Raw genomic sequence first — 21,758 nt, 5'->3', positions numbered from 1 at the left:
ACAGCTATGTAGCGCACGGTAATCAGCAGAATAAACACGGTCAAATGTGGGAGCGGGCTTGCTCGCGAAAGCGGTGTGTCAGCCACTCAATCTGCTGACTGACCCACCGCTTTCGCGAGCAAGCCCGCTCCCACACGGGAATGTCGCCATCTGATCTAACGGTACTGACCGTTCTTGCCATGCCCGGCCATGGCCTGATTGCCGCGCACGCTGATCATCAGCTTGATATCAATCCAGTCGATGCCCTGCGCCTTGAGCTTGGGCAACTCGCGCTCCAGCACCGCCAGCGTCTGCGGATAAGGGTGGCCGATCATCACCACCGAGCCCTGCTTGTGCGCCAGCTTGATCGCGGTTTGCAGTTGCGTGGTAATGGCCGCCTCGGTGCGCTCGTCATCAAGGAATACATCCCGCGAGACATGCGCCAACCCAATCTTTTGCGCTTCGGCGGCGGCAACGGTCTGCGCGCTGGTGCGGCTGTCGACAAAGAACTTGTTACGCCGCTGCAGCTCGCCCATCAACCAGGCCATGGCGTCCCGTTGGGCTGTCATGCGGCTGCCCATATGGTTGTTGATGCCAGCGGTGTAGGGCACGGCCTTGAACGCAGCGTCCAGGCGTTTGCCGAGTTCTTCGATCGGCAGCTCGGGGTGCCAGGCGAACGGGCCGGTGGCCGGGTCCATGGGCATGTGCAGGATCACAATCTTGCCGGCCTTGTGCGCTTCGCGGGCGAATTCGGCGGCGTGGGGCGTGTCCGGCATCACCGCCGTGGTCACCGGCCCGGGCAGGGCCAAGACGCGACGATCCCGAGGCAGGTTTTGCCCCAGGTCGTCGATGATGAGGGTCAGGTAGGCTTTGTGTGGCTCGCCGTCAGGCGTCGCGTGGGCGACGCCTGCCAGGCTGCACAGCAGGGCGATGATCAGGGCAAAACGCATATCAACGGCTGCGCGTGATGCTCAGGCCTTTCAGCAGGCTCAGCGCCTGGGCCAGTTGGTAATCGTCGTCCTGCGGCATCGGCTTGGCTTTGGCGCCGCTGCCGGTTGGCTGGTCGGCACCGCCGTTGCCATTGCCCAGGTGACCTTGCAGGTCGGCCTCTTTGTAGTACTCGCTGTCGATCTCGTTGGTGATCTTGGCTTTACGCACTTCGATGTCCGGGACGATGCCCTGCGCCTGAATCGAACGGCCGTTCGGCGTGTAGTACAGCGCCGTGGTGATCTTCAATGCGCGGTCATTGTTCAGCGGCAACACGGTTTGTACCGAGCCTTTGCCGAAGCTGGTGGTGCCCATCAGTACGCCGCGTTTCTGGTCCTGCAGGGCACCGGCGACGATTTCCGACGCCGAGGCGCTGCCGCCGTTGATCAGCACTGCCAGTGGCACGCCTTCGCTCAAGTCATTGCCGGTGGCCGAGAAGCGCAACTCGGAGTTGGCGATGCGGCCTTTGGTGTAAACGATCAGGCCCTTGGTGATGAAGTGGTCGACCACTTCCACCGCCGACTGCAGCACGCCGCCCGGGTTGTTACGCAGGTCGAGCACGATGCCGTTGAGTTTCTTGCCGTTGTCTTTGCGCAGCTTGGCCAGGGCCTTGGCCACTTCGTCGCCGGTCTTGACCTGGAACTGGGTGATACGGATGTAGCCGTAACCGGACTCCAGCAGTTGGCTCTTCACGCTCTTGACCGTGATGGTCGCGCGGGCCAGGGTCACGTCAAACGGGTTGCCGCCGTCGCGCACCAGGGTCAGGGTGATTTTCTGGCCGAGCTTGCCACGCATCTTGTCGACAGCTTCGGTCATGGTCTGGCCGCGAGTCGGTTGACCGTTGATCTTCACGATCAGGTCGCCAGCCTGAATGCCAGCTTTGGACGCCGGCGTGTCGTCGATCGGCGAGACCACTTTGATCTGGCCGTCTTCGGAGCCCACTTCGATGCCCAAGCCGCCGAACTCGCCGCTGGTGCTTTCCTGCAACTCGGCAAAATCTTCCGGGCCCAGGTAAGCGGAGTGCGGGTCGAGGTTGCTAAGCATGCCTTTAATGGCATTTTCCAGCAGGGTTTTATCGTCTACGGGTTCGACATAGGCTGCCTTGATCCGGTCCATGACCTCGGCAAAGGTGCGCAACTCGTCCAGCGGCAGCGGGGCCTTGGTGGTCGCAGCCGTGGTCGCGGTCGTGGCGGCGGGTGCAGCCCCAGCGGCCTGGTCGGCAAAAGCCAGAGGCGCGCCGATCACCAGGGCGATCGTCAGGGCCAGCGAAGTGAGGCGGGACAAATGCAGCATGTCGAACGAACTCCTAATGTAGATGCGGCCCTATCCTTGGGAACGGCACCATTGTGCAGGGTCGCTCGGGCGGCCCTGCTGACGAATAGCGAAGTACAGCGCCGGAGTGTCCTGGCCACCACTGTTACCGACAGTGGAGATGGATTCACCGGCTTTTACAACATCACCTGCCGACTTGAGTAAAGTCTGATTGTGGCCGTAAAGGCTCAAATAGCCATTACCGTGGTCAAGAATCACCAACAAACCGGCGCCGCGCAGCCAATCGGCAAACACCACGCGCCCACCGTGAACGGCATGAACCTGGCTGCCGGCGGCGGCGCTGATCATGACCCCGTCCCATTTGGCGCGGGTATCGTCACCTCGGGTTTCACCGAAGCGTGCCAGTAGTCGACCATCAACAGGCCATGGAAGTTTTCCACGCGCTGAAGCAAAAGGTCCGCCGAACGACTCGCCGGCGCTGGAAACCAGCGGGCCAGGCGCTGCGTGCGCCGGTTTGCGTGGGGCCGGAGCGTCGGTGGTGGCGGCCAGTTCGGCTTCACGCTGACGCTTTTTTTCCGCTTCCTGCTGGGCGATCAGCGCTTTCTGCCGCGCTTCTTCGGCCTCACGTGCCTGGCGAGCCAGGGTTTCCTCGATGGTTTTGAGCACTTTGCCCAGGTCAGCCTGGTCTTGCTCGCGGGCCTGCAGTTTGGCGTCGCGGGCCTTCACATCGTCGTTGAGCTTGGCCAGGGCGAGCTGGCGCTCTTTGCGGACCTTGTCCAGCTGGTCGCGCTGGGTGTCGAGGGCGGTTTTCTGGTCGAGCAGTTGCGATTGCTGGTCGGCAATTTCCTGCTCGACGTTGGCCAGCTGGCGCAGGGTTTCGTTAAAACCCTTCAACTGCGCCAGGCGTGCCTGGCTCAGGTAGTCGTAATAGGTGAGGGTGCGCGCGAATTTTTCCGGGTTCTGCTGGTTGAGCAGCAGCTTGAGGTATTCCTGGCGGCCGCTCTGGTACGCGGCGCGGGCCTGGATCGCAATCAGGCGTTGCTGTTCAACGCGTGCGCTCTGGAGTTTTTTTTTCTCAGCGTCGAGTCGCTCCAGTTCCGACTCGCTCTTCTTTAATTCTTTTTGTAGCTCCTGGACCTGCTTCTCGAGCTTGCCCATTTCGGTTTCGGTACCGCGCAGGTCTTTCTGCACCCCGGATTTCTCTTCCTGGAGCTTGCCGAGCAGTTTCTTCAGCTCGGTAATGTCCTGACGCGTAGCGTCCAACTGTTGTTGGGTTTGTGCGCGCTCATCGGCAAATGCCGGTTGGAGCAGGCAGACTAGAGCGAGGGTAATCAAGGCGCGAAGCATAGAGGCGGGCGACACCAGGGAAAGGGACGGCCTAGTATGCCCGCCAAGCGCCGCAAAAAAAACGCCCAATTCGGGCTGGAAGGCAAGATAGGTGCCGAGTGGCGCTGGTATGGCGAAAAGATATCTACCAAACACAGGAGATCCAATGTGGGAGGGGGCTTGCCCCCGATAGCGGTGTATCAGCCACCTCTGTGTCAGCTGACCCACCGTAATCGGGGGCAAGCCCCCTCTCACACTGTTTTGCGGTGATGCTGGGGATCAAACCAGAATCGACGTGCCGGTCATCTCTTTCGGCTTCTCCAGCCCCATCAGCATCAACATGGTCGGCGCCACGTCCGCCAGCACGCCGCCGTGCCGAACTTTGAAGTCGCGCTTGCCAACATAGATGAACGGCACTGGCTCGGTGGTGTGCGCGGTGTGGGCCTGGCCGGTGGATTCATCCGACATCTGCTCGCAGTTGCCGTGGTCAGCGGTGATCAGCGCTTCGCCGCCGACTTTGTCCAGGGCGTCGACGATGCGGCCGACACACAGGTCCAGGCATTCCACGGCTTTTACGGCCGCTTCCAGGTTGCCGCTGTGGCCAACCATGTCGCCGTTGGCGTAGTTGACCACGATCACGTCGTAACGCTGGTGCTCGATGGCATCGACGATCTTGTCGGTCACTTCCGGCGCGCTCATTTCCGGCTGCAGGTCATAAGTGGCGACTTTTGGCGACGGAATGAGGATGCGTTCTTCGCCCGGGAACGGTTCTTCACGCCCGCCGGAGAAGAAGAAGGTGACGTGAGCGTATTTTTCGGTTTCGGCGATGCGCAGCTGGGTCTTGCCGTTCTTGGCCAGGTAATCGCCCAGCACGTTTTCCAGGCTGCCTGGCGCGAACGCTGACGGGGCCGGGATGTTGGCGGCGTATTGGGTGAGCATCACGAACTCGACCTTCGGCTGGCGTGCGCGCTCGAAGTCTTTGAAGCCGGCATCGACGAATACATGGCTCAGCTCACGGGCACGGTCGGCGCGGAAGTTCATGAACACCACGGCGTCGCCGTCTTCGACTTTCACTGGCTCGCCGATGGTGGTGGCTTTGACGAATTCGTCGCTCTCGCCACGCGCATAGGCGGCTTGCAAGCCTTCCTGGGCGGTGGCCGCGTTGAATTCGGCCTGGCCGTCGACGATCAGGTTGTAGGCCTGGGCCACGCGGTCCCAGCGGTTATCGCGGTCCATGGCAAAGTAACGGCCGACCAGGCTGGCGATGCGGCCTTTGCCGAGGGCGGCGAAGGTGGCGTCGAGCAGTTCAATGGACGACTGGGCGCTTTTTGGCGGTGTGTCGCGGCCGTCGAGGAAAGCGTGCAGGTAAATTTTGTCGGCGCCGCGCTTGAAGGCCAGCTCGGCCATGGCGACCAGGTGGTCCTGGTGGCTGTGTACTCCGCCGTCGGACAGCAGGCCCATGAAGTGCACGGCCTTGCCGGCCGCAACTGCTTTATCCACCGCCGCGCAAATGGCCGGGTTCTCGAAGAACTCGCCGTCACGGATCGATTTGGTCACGCGTGTGAAGTCTTGGTATACCACTCGTCCGGCGCCGAGGTTCATGTGGCCGACTTCCGAGTTGCCCATCTGGCCGTCCGGTAGGCCTACGTCCATACCGGAACCGGAGATCAATCCGTTGGGTACTGTGGCGCTCAGGCGGTCGAGTACCGGCTTCCTGGCCGAGTACACGGCGTTGTCGTGGTGGCTTTCACTGTGTCCGAAGCCATCGAGAATTATCAGGACCAAAGGTTTAGGCGTAGTAGTCATAGATCCTCTCGCGGCGGTAATAAAGGAAGGCAATCTAAAAGGGAGTGGCAGTTTAAAGCGAAGTTCCGACCACGTCACCGCTTTACGGGGGTTGGCCCCCCCTGACGGCTGTGTATACTTACCGCCATTTTAACGCCCTGGAACCTCCTTGATGGTTGATCACCTGATTGCATTTGCCACTGCCCACTACCTGCTCGCGGGTGCCTTCGTCATCCTGCTGGCGCTGCTGATCGCTCATGAAATGAGCCGCGGTGGCCGCAGCCTGAGCACGTCGGAGCTGACCGCACTGGTCAACAAGGATGAGGCCGTTGTCGTGGATATTCGCCCGGCCAAGGATTTTGCCGCCGGCCATATCGTCGGCGCCCTGAACATTCCGCAGGACAAGCTGATCGCACGCTTGCCCGAGCTGGAAAAATACAAAGGCAAGACCATTATTCTGGTCGACGCCCAAGGCCAGCACGCCGGCACCCACGCCCGCGAGATGCTCAAGACCGGTTTCACCGCCGCCAAACTGTCCGGCGGTATCGGCAGCTGGAAGGCCGATAACCTGCCGCTGGTGAAGTGATATGAGCCAGGTTGTCGTTTATTCCAGCGATTATTGCCCTTACTGCATGCGAGCCAAGGCTTTGCTGGAGAAAAAGGGCGTTGCCTTCGAAGAGATCAAGGTCGATGGCAAGCCCCAGGTGCGCGCCGAGATGACCAAGAAAGCGGGACGCACGTCCGTGCCGCAGATCTGGATCGGCGACAAGCATATCGGTGGTTGCGATGACCTGTTCGCCCTGGAGCGCGCCGGTAAGCTTGATGCGCTGCTGCTCGTCTGACTCCTAACCCCTAAAAGACCCCAAGATCAAGAAGGATCTGCGATGACTGACCAACAGAACACCGAAGCAGCGCAAGACCAAGGCCCACAATTCTCGCTGCAGCGGATCTACGTGCGTGACCTGTCGTTCGAAGCGCCGAAAAGCCCGGCCATCTTCCGCCAGGAATGGACCCCAAGCGTTGCGCTGGACCTGAACACCCGTCAAAAGGCACTCGAAGGCGACTTCCATGAAGTCGTGCTGACCCTGTCGGTCACCGTCAAGAACGGCGAAGAAGTGGCCTTCATCGCTGAAGTGCAACAGGCCGGTATCTTCCTGATCCAGGGCCTGGACGAGGCTTCGATGAGCCACACCCTGGGCGCGTTCTGCCCGAACATCCTGTTCCCGTATGCCCGTGAGACCCTGGACAGCCTGGTCACCCGTGGCTCGTTCCCGGCGCTGATGCTGGCTCCGGTGAACTTCGATGCCCTGTACGCGCAAGAGCTGCAGCGCATGCAAACAGAAGGTTCGTCGACCGTTCAGTAATGGGCCCGACGCGGTAACCAATGTGGGAGGGGGCTTGTGTGGGAGCTGGCTTGCCTGCGATAGCGTCACCTGGGTATCACTGATACACCGAGGTGCCTGCATCGCGGGCAAGCCCAGCTCCCACACAAGCTCCCTCCCACATTTGCTATGTGTATTACTTGAAACCGAGCTGGCGCCAGCCTTCGTAGACGGCGACGGCCACGGTGTTGGACAGGTTCAAGCTGCGGCAGCCCTCACGCATCGGCAAGCGCAGGCGATGGCCGTCGGGCAGGGCGTCGAGCACCTCTGCCGGCAGGCCACGGCTTTCCGGGCCGAACAGGAAAGCGTCGCCTTCGGCAAAGCTGGCGTCATGAAATGGCCGGGAACCCTTGGTGGTGAACGCGAACAGCCGCGGGTGGCCCAGGCTTTCCAGGCAGCTGGCCAGGTCCGCATGGCGCTTGAGCGTGGCGTACTCGTGGTAGTCCAGCCCGGCGCGGCGCAGGCGCTTGTCGTCCATGTCGAAGCCCAGAGGCTCGATCAAATGCAGGTGGCAGCCACTGTTGGCGCACAGCCTGATAACGTTGCCGGTATTCGGCGGAATTTCTGGTTGAAAAAGGATGACGTGAAACATGCACGGCTCCGAAGGCAAAGATGCGCTGCATTCTACCCCCGAAGACGACCCAAGACCGAAGCTATTGCCCAGGGTTTTGGGCTCATTGGCGATTGTCGGTTTGATGATCGGCTTGATGATCGGCCGCCTCACAACGCCGGACCCGGTCGAACTGCAACAGTTCGAGACCGCGGCGGACGGCCTGGTGGTGTGGTTCAACAGCGAACCCAAGCTGCACGGCGAACATATCGACGGCACCGTGGCGCTGCTGTTTGACGCGCTGGGCAAGGCCGCCAGCGGGCAGCTCAAGGTCAATGACAAGGATGTGAACTGGCGCATCCGCAAGACCGATGGCGGCTTGCTGCTGAACCTGGTGGCGGCTCGGCCGTTGCGCGGGGAGTGGAAAGGGGAGAAGGCCGATGGCCGTTGGCGGTTGCAGATCCATCTGCGCGAGGAATAAAAGAGGGAATCCCCGGCCTGCCTGTACCAAGGTTCCCAAAACGGGCTGGGGCTACGGGCGCTGTGCCACATAAGCCCCGGGTGTAAAGAAGGGAGTTCCCGGCCTGCCTGTACCAGGGCTCCCAAAACGGGGTGAAGCCAAAGGCTTCGGTGTTAAAGAGGGAATCCCCGGCCTGCCTGTACCGAGGTTCCCGAAACGGGTGTGGGGCGCGACGCGATCCGCATCAAGCACCCCAGGTGTAAAGAGGGGATTCTCGGCCTGCCTGTACCAAGGTCCCCGAAACTGGGTAGTACAAGGGTTATTGCAGGGCGCGTGCCAGAACTTGCAATGTGTGCCAAAAAAAATGCCAGAAAGCGCAAAGCCCCGAAATACGGGGCTTTGGTGTTTTTGGCGATTCATTTTTTGTTAATGATTTGGTCGTTTCAGGGGTTGGAGCTGTGCCCGATGCCGGTTCATGGTGCATTGAAGCGGTGCACGGTCTGAAGCCTGGTGGAGATCCAAACGTGCAGGAGATTCAAATGTGGGAGGGGGCTTGCCCCCGATAGCAGTGTGTCAGCCAGCGAGTATGTGGCTGATACACCGCAATCGGGGGCAAGCCCCCTCCCGCATTTGATATTCAGTGGATGAGAAGGCTGTGATCAGCCTTCATCACCCTCATCATCATCGCCGCCATCGACCTTCATCCCCAGCTCCTTGATCTTGCGCGTCAAGGTATTGCGGCCCCAGCCCAACAGCACAGCGGCGTCGCGACGGCGGCCGGCGGTGTGCTTCAAGGCGGTTTCGATCATGATCCGTTCGAACGCCGGTACGGCGCTGTCGAGCAGGTTCGACTGGCCGCGTGCCAAGGCCTGATCGGCCCACTGGCGCAGCGCCTGTTCCCAGTTGGTCACCGGTGCCGAGTCCTGCGGCAGGCTCAGCAGCTCCGGCGGCAGGTCGCTGATATGCACTTCACGGCCGGAGGCCATGACGGTGATCCAGCGGCAGGTGTTCTCCAGCTGCCGCACGTTGCCCGGCCACGGCAGATTCTTGAGATATTCCTCGGTCTCGCTTTTGAGCAACTTCGGCTCGACGGCCAGCTCTTGAGCGGCGCGGCTGAGGAAGTGACGAGCCAGGGTCGGAATGTCTTCGCGGCGATCCGACATGCGTGGGATGTGGATACGGATCACGTTCAGACGGTGGAACAAGTCCTCACGGAATTTGCCCGCGTGCACCAGGGTTTCGAGGTTCTGGTGGGTCGCCGCGATGATGCGCACATCGACCTTGACCGGCGTGTGCCCGCCCACGCGATAGAACTCACCGTCAGCCAATACGCGCAGCAAGCGGGTTTGGGTGTCTGCCGGCATGTCGCCGATTTCATCGAGGAACAACGTGCCGCCGTCCGCCTGTTCAAAGCGCCCGCGACGCAGGTTGGCCGCGCCGGTAAACGCGCCTTTTTCATGGCCGAACAGCTCGGATTCCATCAAGTCCTTGGGAATCGCCGCCATGTTCAGCGCGATAAACGGCGAAGCCGCCCGCGGGCTGTGGCGGTGCAAGGCATGAGCCACAAGCTCTTTGCCGGTGCCCGATTCGCCGTTGATCAGCACGGTGATGTTGGAGTGGCTCAAGCGCCCGATGGCGCGAAACACTTCCTGCATCGCCGGCGCTTCGCCGATGATTTCCGGGGTACGGGTCAGGGCCGGTGGGGCTTCCTGGTTCTGTTGTTCCTGGGCGTGCTGGTTGGCGCGCTTGACCAGCGCCACGGCCTCGTCCACGTCGAACGGCTTGGGCAGGTATTCAAAGGCACCGCCCTGATAGGACGCGACAGCGCTGTCCAGGTCCGAGTGCGCGGTCATGATGATCACCGGCAGGCGCGGGTGCTGCTCGCGGATGCGCGCGAGCAAATCCAGGCCACTGGCACCGGGCATGCGGATGTCGGAGATGATCACGTCCGGCTGCTGGCGCGCCAGGCGGCTCATCACCCCGTCGGCGCTGTCGAAGCTCTGGGTGGTCATGCCTTCCTGTTGCAAGGCTTTCTCGAGGACCCAGCGGATAGAACGGTCGTCATCGACGATCCAGACAGTTTCACTACGGCTCATGTCGATGGGGCTCCTTGTTCCAGAGGCAGAAAGATCGAGAAGGTGGTGTGACCGGGATGGCTCTCACACTCGATCAAACCCTGGTGCTGGCTGATGATGTTCTGGGTAATGGCCAGGCCCAGCCCGGTACCGTCCGGGCGGCCGCTGACCATGGGGAAGAAGATGGTTTCCTGCAGTTCTGCAGGAATGCCCGGGCCGTTGTCGATGATCTCGACCTTGGTTACCAGGCGGTGGCGCACATGGCCGATGGTGAATTGGCGCAGGGCGCGGGTGCGCAGGCTGATGCGGCCCAGGCGCAGCTCGTTCTGGCTGCTGATGGCCTGCATGGCGTTGCGCACGATATTGAGCACGGCCTGGATCATCTGTTCGCGGTCGATCAACACGTCCGGAATGCTTGGGTCGTAGTCGCGTACCAGGGTGATGCAGCCTTGGCTTTCGGCCTCGACCAACTGGCAAACGCGTTCCAGCACTTCGTGCACGTTGGTCATCGCCAGCGACGGCAATTTGTTGGAGCCGAGCATGCGGTCCACCAGGTTACGCAGGCGGTCGGCTTCTTCGATGATGACGTTGGTGTAGTCCTTGAGGTTCTCGTCCGGCAGCTCGCGGGCGAGCAATTGCGCGGCGCCGCGAATCCCGCCCAGCGGGTTCTTAATCTCATGGGCCAGGCCGCGCACCAGCATCTTGCTGGTTTCCTGCTTGGACAGCTGCGCTTCTTCTTTAGTAATACGCAGCAGGCGGTCGCGCGGGTGCACTTCGAGCAGCAGCAAGGTGGCACCGTTGCTCAGGATCGGGGTTACTGCGTAGTCGACGGTCAGGGTCTGGCCGGTGAGGGCGGTGAGCATCGCTTCGCGCTTGGTGAACGGGTGTGCCTGCTCCACCGCCTGGCGCAACGAGCTCAAGGCTTCGGCCGACTCGGTGAACAATTCGCTGATGAACTGCCCATGGCTGCGCTGGCCGCTGATGGCCAGGAGCATCTCCGCCGCCGGGTTCATGTACTCAAGACGCAGGTCGTCATTGAGCAGAATGGTCGCGGTGGTCAGGTTGTCGAGTAATAAACGGTGCAGTGCATCGCTGATGGTCATCAGGACCTCTTTTGGAGCAAGGCGCGGGCTTGAGGCACACGCTGATACAAGGAAAATGCAAAAACCAAACCAAGGCTCCGAAAAGAAGCGTTAAAGCCCTGAAATAGGGGTTTAAGGCGCGAAACTGTGGCGTTCTGCCAGCTCACTCGGGAAGATTCGAACCAAAATGGGCTGTCTGGGTGGGAAGGGTGCGGCGCTACGCACCAATATAGTGCAGTTTTGCGAAGTTTGTTCAGGAAGGTTTTTTAGGCGTGCTTTTTCGATTGTTCAGGCAAGGCTTGATGACCTCGCGCAAGCCTGTGCTGTCTTTGGGCAGGATGAACTCGGCGCTCAGTGGCGAATCACCGGGAATGGCGGAGGGAATGGTCATCCTGATGCGCTGGCCACCCATGTCATCGGTGATCCACTCGCGCAGTTCTTGGCGGTTGGCGGGCATGGTGAGTTTGAACAGCACGCCGTGCTGCTGCGTGGGCTCGGCGCTGTAATAGCCGTTTACGCGGTAAGTGCGGGCTGGAAGCACGCCGGTGGTGAGGCTGAGCGGGCCGGTGGAGCGAGCGTCCGGGCCTTCATAAATACCGGGTTTGAAATGCAACTGGTCGGTGTGGGTGAGCAGCGAGATCATTGGGCGCAAGGGCGCGCTGTAGCACGCCACATGCAGGATCGCCATGCTGGAATTGCCGTCGTGGGCAGCGGTGCCATTGATGCGGGCATTGATAATCGTGCTTTGCGGGTAAGGCGCTTCTACCGTCCAGGCCGTGGGCTCAAGGTCGAGGGGCGTTGACGGTGTGGGTTTTTGCGCTGCGGCGATCGGGCTGAGCACGAGCGTCAGTGAACACAGGGTCTTACAGCTAAGGTTCATCGCAAAGACATCGGCGAGTGGCGGCAGGACGCTGCATCGTAGAGGCCCGATGGCCTGGGATGTATCAGACATTTCCGCGATTTAACCAAGGTGCGGGAAAGGGCCTTCAATGAAGCAGGCCCTTATCCTTCAAGGCGTGTAGACGCACAACTCGGCCGTGGCGCGGGTCATTGCGATCTGCACCAAGGGATCGTTAAGCGGTTCGTGCACGGCCAGGGCTACCCAGTGCGGGCACTGCGGGTTGCTGCGCTCGGGGCCGAAGTCGGCTAATTGTTGCAGCATGCGCTTTTGCAGTTGGTCCAGTTGAGGGCGAATCTTGCCGGTCAGGTCCGGGCGCGGCGTATCGGGCGCCTTGCCTTTAAACTGCCAGTCGGACAGTCGGGTGTATTGCACCAGTTTATTCGCCTCTATCTGCGCGGAGAAAAACTGCTCCGCCGCCTCGGGCGAGACTTTGTAGTCGGGGGCCTGGGCTCTCGCGCTGGCGATCACAGCCTGTTCGCGAGGGCGATCTTCCACGGCTTTGTGGCTGTCCCATTTGCTCAGTGCGACCTGGTCGGCGATGGTCAGGCGCTCGGCGATGCTGTTGAGCAGCGGTTCGAGTGTCGGCGGCGCGGCAGTGGCGGTGGCGCTGGCGAACAGCAAGGCAAGTACGAGTCGATGTTTCAAAGGCGGTCCCCTGTAGGCACGAGCGTGTTCGAAGGTCGCCAACGATAACGCGTAATTATTGAAGGCGCGCGGCACGCTTGAGATTTTTTGCGCGCGCCTGCGCCCGGCAGTTAGTGGCGCAGGCCACCATCAATCGGTGTGGGAGAGCGGCATGCCGAGGCTGCCGGCATAAAACACCAGTAACTCCACCGGCGTATCCCCTGTGACGCCTCGATGGACGATGTTGACCATCTCGGCGAGTGTCTGCCCTTGTCTGAAAACCTGAGCGTGCCCGCTGTCGCGGCTTTGCACCGTGAGTTCGCCGCTGAGTATGTAAGCCGCATTGGGCATCGGGTGTGTGTGCCAGGCGAGGGTTGTGTGTGGCGCAATCTTGAGCTTCAACAGCGTCAGCTCCGGGGCGCTTTGGGGGTAGCCGGTATAAGGCGTACCGTCCCAGGATGCGCTGCTTTGCAGCAGGATTTGCCTTTCGATCGGCGCAGGGGCTTTGGGCGGGGTGCCACACCCGTGCAGGAACAGGCAGGCGATGAGCGCGAGCGAGCGGTTGTACATGATTTGATCCGTTGAGCAGAGTAGTGCCTCAGGCTACGGGCGTTAGATCGGGATGGATGTCGGGCGAGGCGGTGAGTCTGCGCAGTTATCTGCCGGTGTGGTGTAAGAGGTGGGCGTGGCAGGTGTCGCAACGCCGCCAGAAACACGATGGCTTTGACGGGTACCGACGGCGGCCTTATCTCGCGCCGCGCGGGTAGCTTCGATATTTTCAGGCATAAAAAAAGGCCTCCCGAAGGAGGCCTTTTTTGTCACGCCGCTTTAAGCGGCGCTACCGGATCAGCAGCTGTAGTACAGCTCGTATTCCAGTGGGTGTACGAAGGTGCGTACTTTGATTTCTTCTTCGCTTTTCAGCTCGATGTAGGCATCGATGAAGTCGTCGCTGAATACGCCGCCTTTGGTCAGGAACGCACGGCCCTTGTCCAGCTCTTCCAGGGCTTCTTTCAGGCTGCCGCACACTTGTGGGATCTCTTTGGCCTCTTCAGGCGGCAGGTCGTACAAGTTTTTGTCGGCGGCGTCGCCTGGGTGGATCTTGTTCTGGATACCGTCCAGGCCGGCCATGACCAGGGCAGCGAAGGCCAGGTACGGGTTGGCTGCTGGATCCGGGAAGCGCGCTTCGATACGGCGAGCGCGAGGGCTGGACACGTAAGGAATACGGATCGAGGCGGAACGGTTACGCGCCGAGTAAGCCAGCATTACAGGTGCTTCGAAACCTGGGACCAGACGCTTGTAGGAGTTGGTCGACGGGTTGGTGAAGCCGTTCAGGGCCTTACCGTGCTTGATGATGCCGCCGATGAAGTACAGGGCGGTGTCGGACAGGCCGGCATAACCTTCGCCAGCGAAGGTGTTTTTGCCTTCTTTAGCGATGGACAGGTGAACGTGCATACCCGAGCCGTTATCGCCGTACAGCGGCTTAGGCATGAAAGTAGCGGTACGGCCGTAGGCATCAGCCACGTTGTGTACGCAATACTTGAGGGTCTGAACTTCGTCAGCCTTGGCAACCAGGGTGTTGAACTTCACGCCGATTTCGTTCTGGCCGGCAGTCGCCACTTCGTGGTGGTGAACTTCGATGACCAGGCCCATTTCTTCCATGGCGTTGCACATGGAGGTACGGATTTCATGGTCGTGGTCGAATGGCGGAACTGGGAAGTAGCCACCTTTGATGCCTGGACGGTGGCCTTTGTTGCCGCCTTCGATGTCCTGGTCGGACATCCACGAACCTTGTTCAGAGAAGATTTTGAACATGGAACCGGAGATGTCGGACTTGAACTTGACCGAATCAAAGATGAAGAATTCTGGCTCTGGGCCTACGAATACGGTGTCGCCGATACCGGTCGACTTCAGGTATTCCTCGGCACGCTTGGCGATCGCACGTGGGTCGCGGTCGTAGCCTTGCATGGTCGAAGGCTCGATCACGTCGCAGACGATGATCAGGGTTGGGTCTTCGGTGAACGGGTCGAGAACGGCAGTGCTGTCGTCCGGCATCAGGATCATGTCGGAGGCTTCGATGCCTTTCCAGCCAGCAATGGAGGAACCGTCGAACATTTTGCCTTCTTCGAAGAAAGCATCATCCAGCGCGTCGCGAGCCGGCATGGTCACGTGGTGCTGAGTACCTTTAGTGTCCGTGAAGCGCAGATCAATCCATTTAACGTCATGATCTTTGATGAGTTGAACCGACTTCGACATGGTGTCCTCCGGGTGGCTTCGGGCTGGGGTAGTGGAGTTAGCCCTTAGAATGTGGGTGATGCCGGCGCGAATACTCGACCAAGGCAACCTGCCTCACAAGAGAGCAAATTGCATGCCAGTGCGCCAACATGGCCTTATTGCCTCAAAATGGCCCCTATAAAGGTGCAATCCGCTGAAGCGTAATAAATAACGCACTGCAATGTAGCGTTAATTTGCGCAAATGACCCGTTTTGGTGCGCGTTGTGTCTGATGCATATTAACTGGTTAAACCTTGAGCGATTTCCGCTATAATCCGCGCCCCCCTTTTTCAGCAGGCCCGGCGCGCGCTGTTTCCATGAAATTAATCGTTAAAGTGTTCCCCGAGATCACCATCAAAAGCCGACCGGTACGGACGCGTTTCATCCGTCAGTTGGCCAAGAACATCCGTGCCGTGCTCCGTGACCTGGACCCGGCTGTGGTGGTGAACGGCGTGTGGGACAACCTCGAGCTGGAAACCCGTGTCACCGACGTCAAAGCCTTGAAGGACATGACTGAGCGCCTGAGCTGCATGCCGGGCATCGCGCATTTCCTGCAGGTGGATGAGTACCCGCTGGGCGACTTCGACGACATCACCGAAAAGTGCAAACAGCACTACGGTAGCGAGCTTGAAGGCAAGATCTTTTCGGTGCGCTGCAAGCGCGCCGGCAAGCACACCTTCAGCTCCATGGACGTCGAGAAATACGTCGGCAGCAAGCTGCGTCGCGAGTGCGGCGCTGCCGGAATTTCCCTGAAAGCGCCGCAAATTGAAGTGCGCATGGAAATTCGCGACCAACGGTTGTTTGTGATCCACAGCCAGCACAACAGCATCGGCGGCTACCCGCTGGGTGCCCTGGAACAGACCCTGGTACTGATGTCTGGCGGTTTCGATTCCACGGTGGCGGCCTACCAGATCATGCGCCGCGGCCTGATGAGCCACTTCTGCTTCTTTAATCTGGGCGGGCGTGCACACGAATTGGGCGTGATGGAAGTCGCGCACTTTATCTGGAAGAAGTACGGCAGCTCCCAGCGCGTGCTATTCGTAAGCGTGCCGTTTGAGGAAGTGCTGGGCGAAATTCTCGGCAAAGTCGATAACAGTCATATGGGCGTAGTATTGAAGCGTATGATGTTGCGCGCTGCGTCGCGGATTGCCGATCAGCTGCAGATCGACGCGCTGGTGACCGGTGAAGCGATTTCCCAGGTCTCCAGCCAGACGCTGCCGAACCTGTCGCTGATCGACTGCGTGACCGAGAAGCTGGTGCTGCGCCCGCTCATCGCCAGTCACAAGCAGGACATCATCGACCAGGCCGAAGAAATTGGCACGGCGGCGTTTGCCAAACACATGCCTGAATATTGCGGGGTCATCTCGGTGAACCCCAAGACCCACGCCAAGCGCAACCGCGTGGAGTACGAAGAACAACAGTTCGACATGGCGATTCTGGAGCGTGCGCTCGAGAACGCCAAAATGGTCCCGATCGATCGCGTCATCGACGAATTGGGCCAGGATGTGCAAATCGAAGAAGTCAGCGAAGTCCTGGCCGGCCAGATTGTCGTCGACATCCGTCATCCGGATGCCGCCGAAGATGAGCCGCTGGAAATCGCTGGCATCGACGTGCAAACGCTGCCGTTCTACGCATTGAACGCGCGTTTCAAGGAACTGGATAACAGCCGTCAGTACCTGCTGTATTGCGACAAAGGCGTGATGAGTCGCCTGCATGCCCACCATTTGCTCAGTGAGGGGCATGCCAATGTGCGCGTTTATCGACCGAGCTAAGAGCCCGGGGCTGTTTGCCTGTGGCCTGCGTCACCGGCCCCCCGACTCTGCCGTCAAGCTGTAACGGCAAGGCCTGACTCTACTGTTAATCGCTGCCACGACCTGTCAGCACACCGAATCCTCTGATCGAGATACACAAGTGATCGAAAATCTACGTAACATCGCCATCATTGCTCACGTTGACCATGGTAAAACCACCCTGGTAGACAAACTCCTGCGTCAATCCGGCACCCTGGAGCGCAACGAGCTCAACGACGAGCGCGTGATGGACTCCAACGACCAGGAAAAAGAGCGCGGTATTACCATCCTGGCTAAAAACACCGCTATCAACTGGAACGGCTACCACATCAACATCGTGGACACCCCGGGCCACGCCGACTTCGGCGGCGAAGTTGAACGTGTAATGTCGATGGTTGACTCCGTTCTGCTGCTGGTTGACGCTCAAGACGGCCCTATGCCGCAAACCCGTTTCGTGACCAAGAAGGCGTTTGAAGCCGGCCTGCGTCCGATCGTGTGCATCAACAAGGTTGACCGTCCAGGCGCGCGTCCGGACTGGGTTCTGGACCAGATCTTCGACCTGTTCGACAACCTGGGTGCTACCGAAGAACAGCTGGACTTCAAAGTCGTCTACGCCTCGGCCCTGAACGGCATTGCCGGTCTGGAACACACCGACATGGCTGAAGACATGACCCCGCTGTACCAGTCGATCGTCGACAACGTACCGGCGCCAAAAGTTGACCGTGACGGTCCGTTCCAGATGCAAATCTCGGCACTGGACTACAACAGCTTCCTGGGTGTTATCGGTGTTGGCCGTATCGCTCGTGGTAGCGTCAAGCCGAACACCCCGGTTGTCGCCATCGGCGCCGACGGCAAGAAACGCAACGGCCGTATCCTGAAGCTGATGGGTCACCACGGTCTGCACCGTATCGACGTTGAAGAAGCATTTGCCGGTGACATCGTGTGCGTGAGCGGTATGGACTCGCTGTTCATCTCCGACACCCTGTGCCAGCCGGACAACGTCGAGGCGATGAAGCCTCTGACCGTTGACGAGCCAACCGTTTCCATGACCTTCCAGGTAAACGACTCGCCTTTCTGCGGTAAAGAAGGCAAGTTCGTGACGTCCCGTAACATCAAGGAACGTCTGGACAAAGAGCTGCTGTACAACGTTGCTCTGCGCGTTGAAGAAGGCGACTCGGCTGACAAGTTCAAGGTTTCCGGCCGTGGTGAGCTGCACCTCTCGGTACTGATCGAAACCATGCGTCGCGAAGGCTTCGAAATGGGCGTTGGTCGTCCAGAAGTGATCATCCGTCAAGTTGACGGCGTGAAGCAGGAACCGTTCGAAAACGTCACCATCGACACCCCTGAAGAATCCCAGGGCAAGGTCATGGAAGAGATGGGCCTGCGTAAGGGCGACCTGACCAACATGGTGCCGGATGGCAAAGGCCGTGTGCGTCTGGAATACAACATCCCTGCTCGTGGTCTGATCGGTTTCCGTAACCAGTTCCTGACCCTGACCAACGGTGCTGGCATCCTGACCTCGATCTTCGATCGCTACGACACCATGAAGTCCGGCGACATGTCCGGCCGTCAGAACGGTGTTCTGGTATCGGTAGAAACCGGCAAGGCACTGACCTACTCCCTGGAAACTCTGCAGGCGCGTGGCAAGCTGTTCGTTGAACACGGTCAAGAGATCTACAACGGTCAGATCGTTGGTCTGAACAGCCGTGACAACGACATGGGCGTCAACCCAACCAAAGGCAAGAAGCTCGACAACATGCGTGCTTCGGGTAAAGACGAAACCATCGCTCTGGTTCCACCTGTTCGCTTCACCCTGGAACAGGCTCTGGAATTCATCCAGGACGACGAGCTGTGCGAAGTCACGCCTAAGTCGATCCGCCTGCGTAAGAAGATCCTGGACGAAGGCGAGCGTACCCGCGCTGCCAAGAAAGCCAAGAACTGAGTTAACTCAGGCTGAATGAAAAACGCCCCCGGTCGAAAGGCCGGGGGCGTTTTTTTGTGCCTGCAATTTTTGTGGTGGCTGTACCGGCCCTATCGGGGGCAAGCCCCCTCCCACCTTTGATCTGTGAGCACATTCAAGTGTGGGAGGGGGCTTGCCCCCGATAGGGCCCTCAAAGCCCCACAAAAACCGGATCAGAACTTATCGAGCGTCTTGAACTTGGTCTCGCGCACCACTTCCTTGGGCTTATACGCGCAGTACCCCGGCCGCGGCCCGATTTTGGGGTGGTTGCGGCACGTATCCGGACGCTTGTCATAAATAGTGCAGAAGCGCGTCTTACGATCCAGGTACAGGCAATCGTTGTTGCTCATGCGCTGCAAGGTAAAAATCTCGGATTTGGAATTGAAACGCTCGACGATGCCTTCTTTCTGCAAGCGCTTGGCGATGTTCTTGGGCGGGTCGCCGCGCTCGAATTCATCAACGATGCCAATGCGGATCAGGTCCTTGATCTTCACCTCAACCGGCAGCGTGCAGCAGCTGGACACGCAGCCACCGCACATGTGGGCGGAATATTTCTGCCAGGTCTCGAGACGGTCGAGTTCCGCGGCGGCGATCAGTTGAGGCTTCATCAGGGTTCCAAGGTGGGGCTGTATCCGGGCGCGCGATCATACCGGGATTGATGGTTTTTTGAACAATATTTTGTGGTTTTCAGCCCGAAGGCTGCTCAAGCACCGATTGGGCACGACCCCTGCATCAATTTCCCGCAAAGGTGAATGAGTAAAAATACTGCCGAACCAGAGCGTCTACCGTCTGTCAGACCGACTAGGCTCTAGCAACTCCTTCAATCTCGCCCGAGGTCGCACCGATGTCTCAGGAACCGCTTGCACGAGAAGCAGAGGTAGCCGCATTCCGCGATGCTGTCTTGACCAAACTCACCTACGCGGTGGGCAAGGACCCCGACCACGCCTTCGACCACGACTGGTTCGAAGCCATTGCCCTGGCCGCCCGCGACCAGATGGTCGATCACTGGATGGACCACACGCGGCGCATTTACCGCAAAGGCCAGAAGCGGGTTTATTACCTTTCCCTGGAATTTCTTATTGGCCGTTTGCTCTACGACAGCCTGAGCAACCTCGGCGTGCTGGAGATCGCGCGCGAAGCGCTGTCCGAACTCGGTGTGGACCTGGAGCGCATCCGCCTGCTGGAGCCCGACGCGGCGCTTGGCAACGGTGGCCTGGGCCGCCTGGCCGCATGCTTTATGGAAAGCATGTCGACCTTGGGCATTGCCGGCCACGGTTATGGCATTCGTTACGAGCACGGTTTGTTTCGCCAGGCGATCGTCGATGGCTGGCAACAGGAGCAGACCGAGCGCTGGCTGGACTTTGGCAACCCGTGGGAATTCGAACGGGCCGAGGTGATTTACCCCATCGGCTTTGGCGGCAGCGTCGAAACCCTGGCGGACGCTTCCGGCAAGATGATCCAAGTGTGGTCGCCGAATGAAACCGTGCGCGCGGTGGCTTATGACACCCCCGTCGTCGGCTGGCGCGGCGCCAGCGTCAACACCCTGCGCCTGTGGCGTGCACGCGCCGTGGAAGACTTGCACCTGGAGCGTTTCAACGCGGGTGACCACTTGGGTGCCGTCGCCGAAGTCGCCCGCGCCGAAAGCATCTCCCGTGTGCTTTACCCGGCCGACAGCACCGAAGCAGGGCAGGAACTGCGTCTGCGCCAGGAATACTTCTTCGTCTCCGCCTCGCTGCAGGATCTGCTGCGCCGCCACAAAAACATGCACGGCTCGGTATTGAGCCTGGGCGAACACGCCGCCATCCAGCTCAACGACACGCACCCCTCGATTGCCGTCGCCGAGCTGATGCGCCAACTGGTCGACCTGCATGACATTCCGTGGGAAGCGGCGTGGGACGTGACGGTTGAAACCCTTTCCTACACCAACCACACCTTGCTGCCCGAAGCGCTGGAAACCTGGCCTGTAGGTTTGATGGAACGCATGCTGCCGCGGCACATGCAGATCATCTACCTGATCAACGCCCAGCACATCGACTCGCTACGGGCCAAAGGCATTCACGACTTCGACGTGCTGCGCGCCGTGTCGCTGATCGAAGAAGACAACGGCCGCCGCGTGCGCATGGGTAACCTGGCGTTCCTCGGCTCCCACAGCGTCAACGGCGTGTCCGGCCTGCATACCCAGCTGATGCGCAGCACGGTGTTCTCCGAGCTGCACAAGCTGTACCCGGAGCGCATCAACAATAAAACCAACGGCATTACCTTCCGCCGCTGGCTGTACCAGGCCAACCCCAAGCTCACCGATATGCTGGTGGACGCGCTGGGCCCGGACATTCTCGACACCATGGAAACGCGCCTGACGGAGCTGGAGACCTTCGCCGAGAAGCAATCCTTCCGTAAAGCCTTTGCCGATCAGCGCCTGCACAGCAAGCGTGCACTGGCCGAGATCATCCATGAGCGCCTGGGTATTTCAGTGAACCCGGCGGCGATGTTCGACGTGCAGGTCAAACGCATCCACGAGTACAAACGCCAACTGCTCAACCTGCTGCACACCGTGGCGCTGTACCAGGCGATCCGCGCCGAGCCGGGCACCGACTGGGTGCCACGGGTGAAGATCTTCGCTGGCAAGGCGGCGGCGAGTTACCACCAGGCCAAGTTGATCATCAAGTTGACCAACGACATCGCCCGCACCGTGAACAACGACCCGACCGTGCGCGGTTTGCTCAAGGTGGTGTTCCTGCCCAACTACAACGTCAGCCTGGCGGAAAGCATCATTCCGGCGGCGGATTTGTCGGAGCAGATCTCCACGGCCGGCTTTGAAGCCTCGGGCACCAGCAACATGAAGTTCGGCCTCAACGGCGCGCTGACCATCGGCACCATGGACGGCGCCAACGTGGAGATGCACGAGCGCGTGGGCGCCGATCACATGTTCATTTTCGGCCTCAGTGCTCAGCAGGTCGAAGCCCGCAAGCACGCTGGCGAATTCAACGCCGGGCCGGAAATTGCTGCCTCCCATCGTCTCAACGACGTGTTGCAAGCGATTCGGGGCGGGGTGTTCTCGCCGGATGATCCCGGTCGCTATGTGGGCCTGATCGACGGGCTGATCGACTACGACCGCTTCCTGGTGTGTGCCGACTTCGATTCCTACTGGGACGCCCAGGCGCGGGTCGAAGCGCATTGGCATGACTCCAAAGCGTGGTGGCGCTCGGCTGTGCTGAATACGGCGCGGATGGGCTGGTTCTCGTCCGACCGCACCATCAGGGAGTACGCGACCGAAATCTGGAAAGCGCTCGACTAATCACCGCAATACAAAAATGT

General features: G+C 60.0%; 19 protein-coding genes. 7 read left to right on the top strand and 12 right to left on the bottom strand.

Going from position 1 to position 21,758, the window contains the following annotated elements:
- Positions 1 to 155: 155 nt before the first annotated feature.
- From ACP7B3_RS17125 to gpmI, 4 genes are all read right to left on the bottom strand, one after another.
- Entirely contained in the window at positions 156 to 929 is a 774-nt protein-coding gene (locus tag ACP7B3_RS17125) for a divergent polysaccharide deacetylase family protein (protein WP_106577473.1), read from the bottom strand.
- A 1-nt stretch (position 930) separates the two neighbouring features.
- Complete coding sequence (locus ACP7B3_RS17120) at positions 931 to 2,259, bottom strand: S41 family peptidase (RefSeq protein ID WP_145159889.1); 1,329 nt, start codon at positions 2,257 to 2,259, stop codon at positions 931 to 933.
- Positions 2,260 to 2,289: 30 nt separating this feature from the next.
- Complete coding sequence (locus ACP7B3_RS17115) at positions 2,290 to 3,585, bottom strand: murein hydrolase activator EnvC family protein (RefSeq protein WP_426179794.1); 1,296 nt, start codon at positions 3,583 to 3,585, stop codon at positions 2,290 to 2,292.
- A 258-nt stretch (positions 3,586 to 3,843) separates the two neighbouring features.
- Positions 3,844 to 5,370: a 2,3-bisphosphoglycerate-independent phosphoglycerate mutase gene (gene gpmI, locus ACP7B3_RS17110; protein ID WP_242198735.1), complete on the bottom strand. Its 1,527-nt coding sequence runs from the start codon at positions 5,368 to 5,370 to the stop codon at positions 3,844 to 3,846.
- A 151-nt stretch (positions 5,371 to 5,521) separates the two neighbouring features.
- On the opposite strand from gpmI, the gene ACP7B3_RS17105 reads away from it, so the two are divergent.
- Genes ACP7B3_RS17105 through secB form a run of 3 tightly spaced genes read left to right on the top strand, consistent with a single transcriptional unit; the run spans position 5,522 to position 6,713 of the window.
- Complete coding sequence (locus ACP7B3_RS17105) at positions 5,522 to 5,935, top strand: rhodanese-like domain-containing protein (RefSeq protein ID WP_145159895.1); 414 nt, start codon at positions 5,522 to 5,524, stop codon at positions 5,933 to 5,935.
- 1 nt (position 5,936) lies between these two features.
- Positions 5,937 to 6,191 (top strand): glutaredoxin 3, encoded by a 255-nt coding sequence (gene grxC, locus ACP7B3_RS17100; RefSeq protein ID WP_106577477.1) that lies wholly within the window; start codon positions 5,937 to 5,939, stop codon positions 6,189 to 6,191.
- 42 nt (positions 6,192 to 6,233) lie between these two features.
- Positions 6,234 to 6,713 carry a protein-export chaperone SecB gene (gene secB / locus ACP7B3_RS17095; protein ID WP_106577478.1) on the top strand — a complete coding sequence of 160 codons (480 nt, stop codon included), beginning with the start codon at positions 6,234 to 6,236 and terminating at the stop codon, positions 6,711 to 6,713.
- A gap of 154 nt (positions 6,714 to 6,867) precedes the next feature.
- On the opposite strand, the gene ACP7B3_RS17090 is transcribed toward secB, so the two are convergent.
- Complete coding sequence (locus tag ACP7B3_RS17090; protein WP_003171120.1) at positions 6,868 to 7,323, bottom strand: tRNA (cytidine(34)-2'-O)-methyltransferase; 456 nt, start codon at positions 7,321 to 7,323, stop codon at positions 6,868 to 6,870.
- On the opposite strand from ACP7B3_RS17090, the gene ACP7B3_RS17085 reads away from it, so the two are divergent.
- Entirely contained in the window at positions 7,322 to 7,762 is a 441-nt protein-coding gene (locus ACP7B3_RS17085; RefSeq protein WP_426179792.1) for a hypothetical protein, read from the top strand. The genes ACP7B3_RS17090 and ACP7B3_RS17085 overlap by 2 nt on opposite strands.
- 638 nt (positions 7,763 to 8,400) lie before the next feature.
- Here ACP7B3_RS17085 and ntrC read toward each other — a convergent pair.
- From ntrC to glnA, 6 genes are all read right to left on the bottom strand, one after another.
- Positions 8,401 to 9,837: a nitrogen regulation protein NR(I) gene (ntrC, locus tag ACP7B3_RS17080; protein WP_003218003.1), complete on the bottom strand. Its 1,437-nt coding sequence runs from the start codon at positions 9,835 to 9,837 to the stop codon at positions 8,401 to 8,403.
- Positions 9,834 to 10,919, bottom strand: coding sequence for a nitrogen regulation protein NR(II) (glnL, locus tag ACP7B3_RS17075; protein ID WP_016979130.1), 1,086 nt, complete (start codon positions 10,917 to 10,919; stop codon positions 9,834 to 9,836). Before glnL ends, ntrC begins: the two co-directional genes overlap by 4 nt.
- A gap of 232 nt (positions 10,920 to 11,151) precedes the next feature.
- The gene (locus ACP7B3_RS17070; protein ID WP_426179790.1) at positions 11,152 to 11,778 is read right to left on the bottom strand and encodes a hypothetical protein; all 627 of its coding nucleotides are present in this window, start codon (positions 11,776 to 11,778) and stop codon (positions 11,152 to 11,154) included.
- A gap of 129 nt (positions 11,779 to 11,907) precedes the next feature.
- Positions 11,908 to 12,444: a chorismate mutase gene (locus tag ACP7B3_RS17065; protein WP_145159903.1), complete on the bottom strand. Its 537-nt coding sequence runs from the start codon at positions 12,442 to 12,444 to the stop codon at positions 11,908 to 11,910.
- Between the two features lie 129 nt (positions 12,445 to 12,573).
- On the bottom strand, positions 12,574 to 12,993 hold the full coding sequence (locus ACP7B3_RS17060; protein WP_426179788.1) for a cupin domain-containing protein: 420 nt from the start codon (positions 12,991 to 12,993) through the stop codon (positions 12,574 to 12,576).
- A gap of 276 nt (positions 12,994 to 13,269) precedes the next feature.
- Positions 13,270 to 14,676 carry a glutamate--ammonia ligase gene (gene glnA, locus ACP7B3_RS17055; protein WP_034117297.1) on the bottom strand — a complete coding sequence of 469 codons (1,407 nt, stop codon included), beginning with the start codon at positions 14,674 to 14,676 and terminating at the stop codon, positions 13,270 to 13,272.
- A 334-nt stretch (positions 14,677 to 15,010) separates the two neighbouring features.
- On the opposite strand from glnA, the gene thiI reads away from it, so the two are divergent.
- Both thiI and typA read left to right on the top strand, forming a co-directional pair.
- Positions 15,011 to 16,465 (top strand): tRNA uracil 4-sulfurtransferase ThiI, encoded by a 1,455-nt coding sequence (thiI, locus tag ACP7B3_RS17050; RefSeq protein WP_426179785.1) that lies wholly within the window; start codon positions 15,011 to 15,013, stop codon positions 16,463 to 16,465.
- Positions 16,466 to 16,604: 139 nt separating this feature from the next.
- Positions 16,605 to 18,425, top strand: a complete 1,821-nt coding sequence (gene typA / locus ACP7B3_RS17045; RefSeq protein ID WP_032890153.1) for a translational GTPase TypA — start codon at positions 16,605 to 16,607, stop codon at positions 18,423 to 18,425.
- 191 nt (positions 18,426 to 18,616) lie between these two features.
- Here the strand turns inward: typA and ACP7B3_RS17040 are convergent, their stop codons facing one another.
- Positions 18,617 to 19,051 (bottom strand): YkgJ family cysteine cluster protein, encoded by a 435-nt coding sequence (locus tag ACP7B3_RS17040; RefSeq protein WP_017529542.1) that lies wholly within the window; start codon positions 19,049 to 19,051, stop codon positions 18,617 to 18,619.
- Positions 19,052 to 19,287: 236 nt separating this feature from the next.
- On the opposite strand from ACP7B3_RS17040, the gene ACP7B3_RS17035 reads away from it, so the two are divergent.
- Positions 19,288 to 21,738 carry a glycogen/starch/alpha-glucan phosphorylase gene (locus ACP7B3_RS17035; RefSeq protein WP_262208047.1) on the top strand — a complete coding sequence of 817 codons (2,451 nt, stop codon included), beginning with the start codon at positions 19,288 to 19,290 and terminating at the stop codon, positions 21,736 to 21,738.
- Positions 21,739 to 21,758: the final 20 nt, after the last annotated feature.

Source organism: Pseudomonas sp. TWRC1-2 (assembly GCF_049896685.1).
Taxonomy (GTDB): Bacteria; Pseudomonadota; Gammaproteobacteria; order Pseudomonadales; family Pseudomonadaceae; genus Aquipseudomonas.
This window is presented reverse-complemented; position numbering and strand designations above follow the sequence as displayed.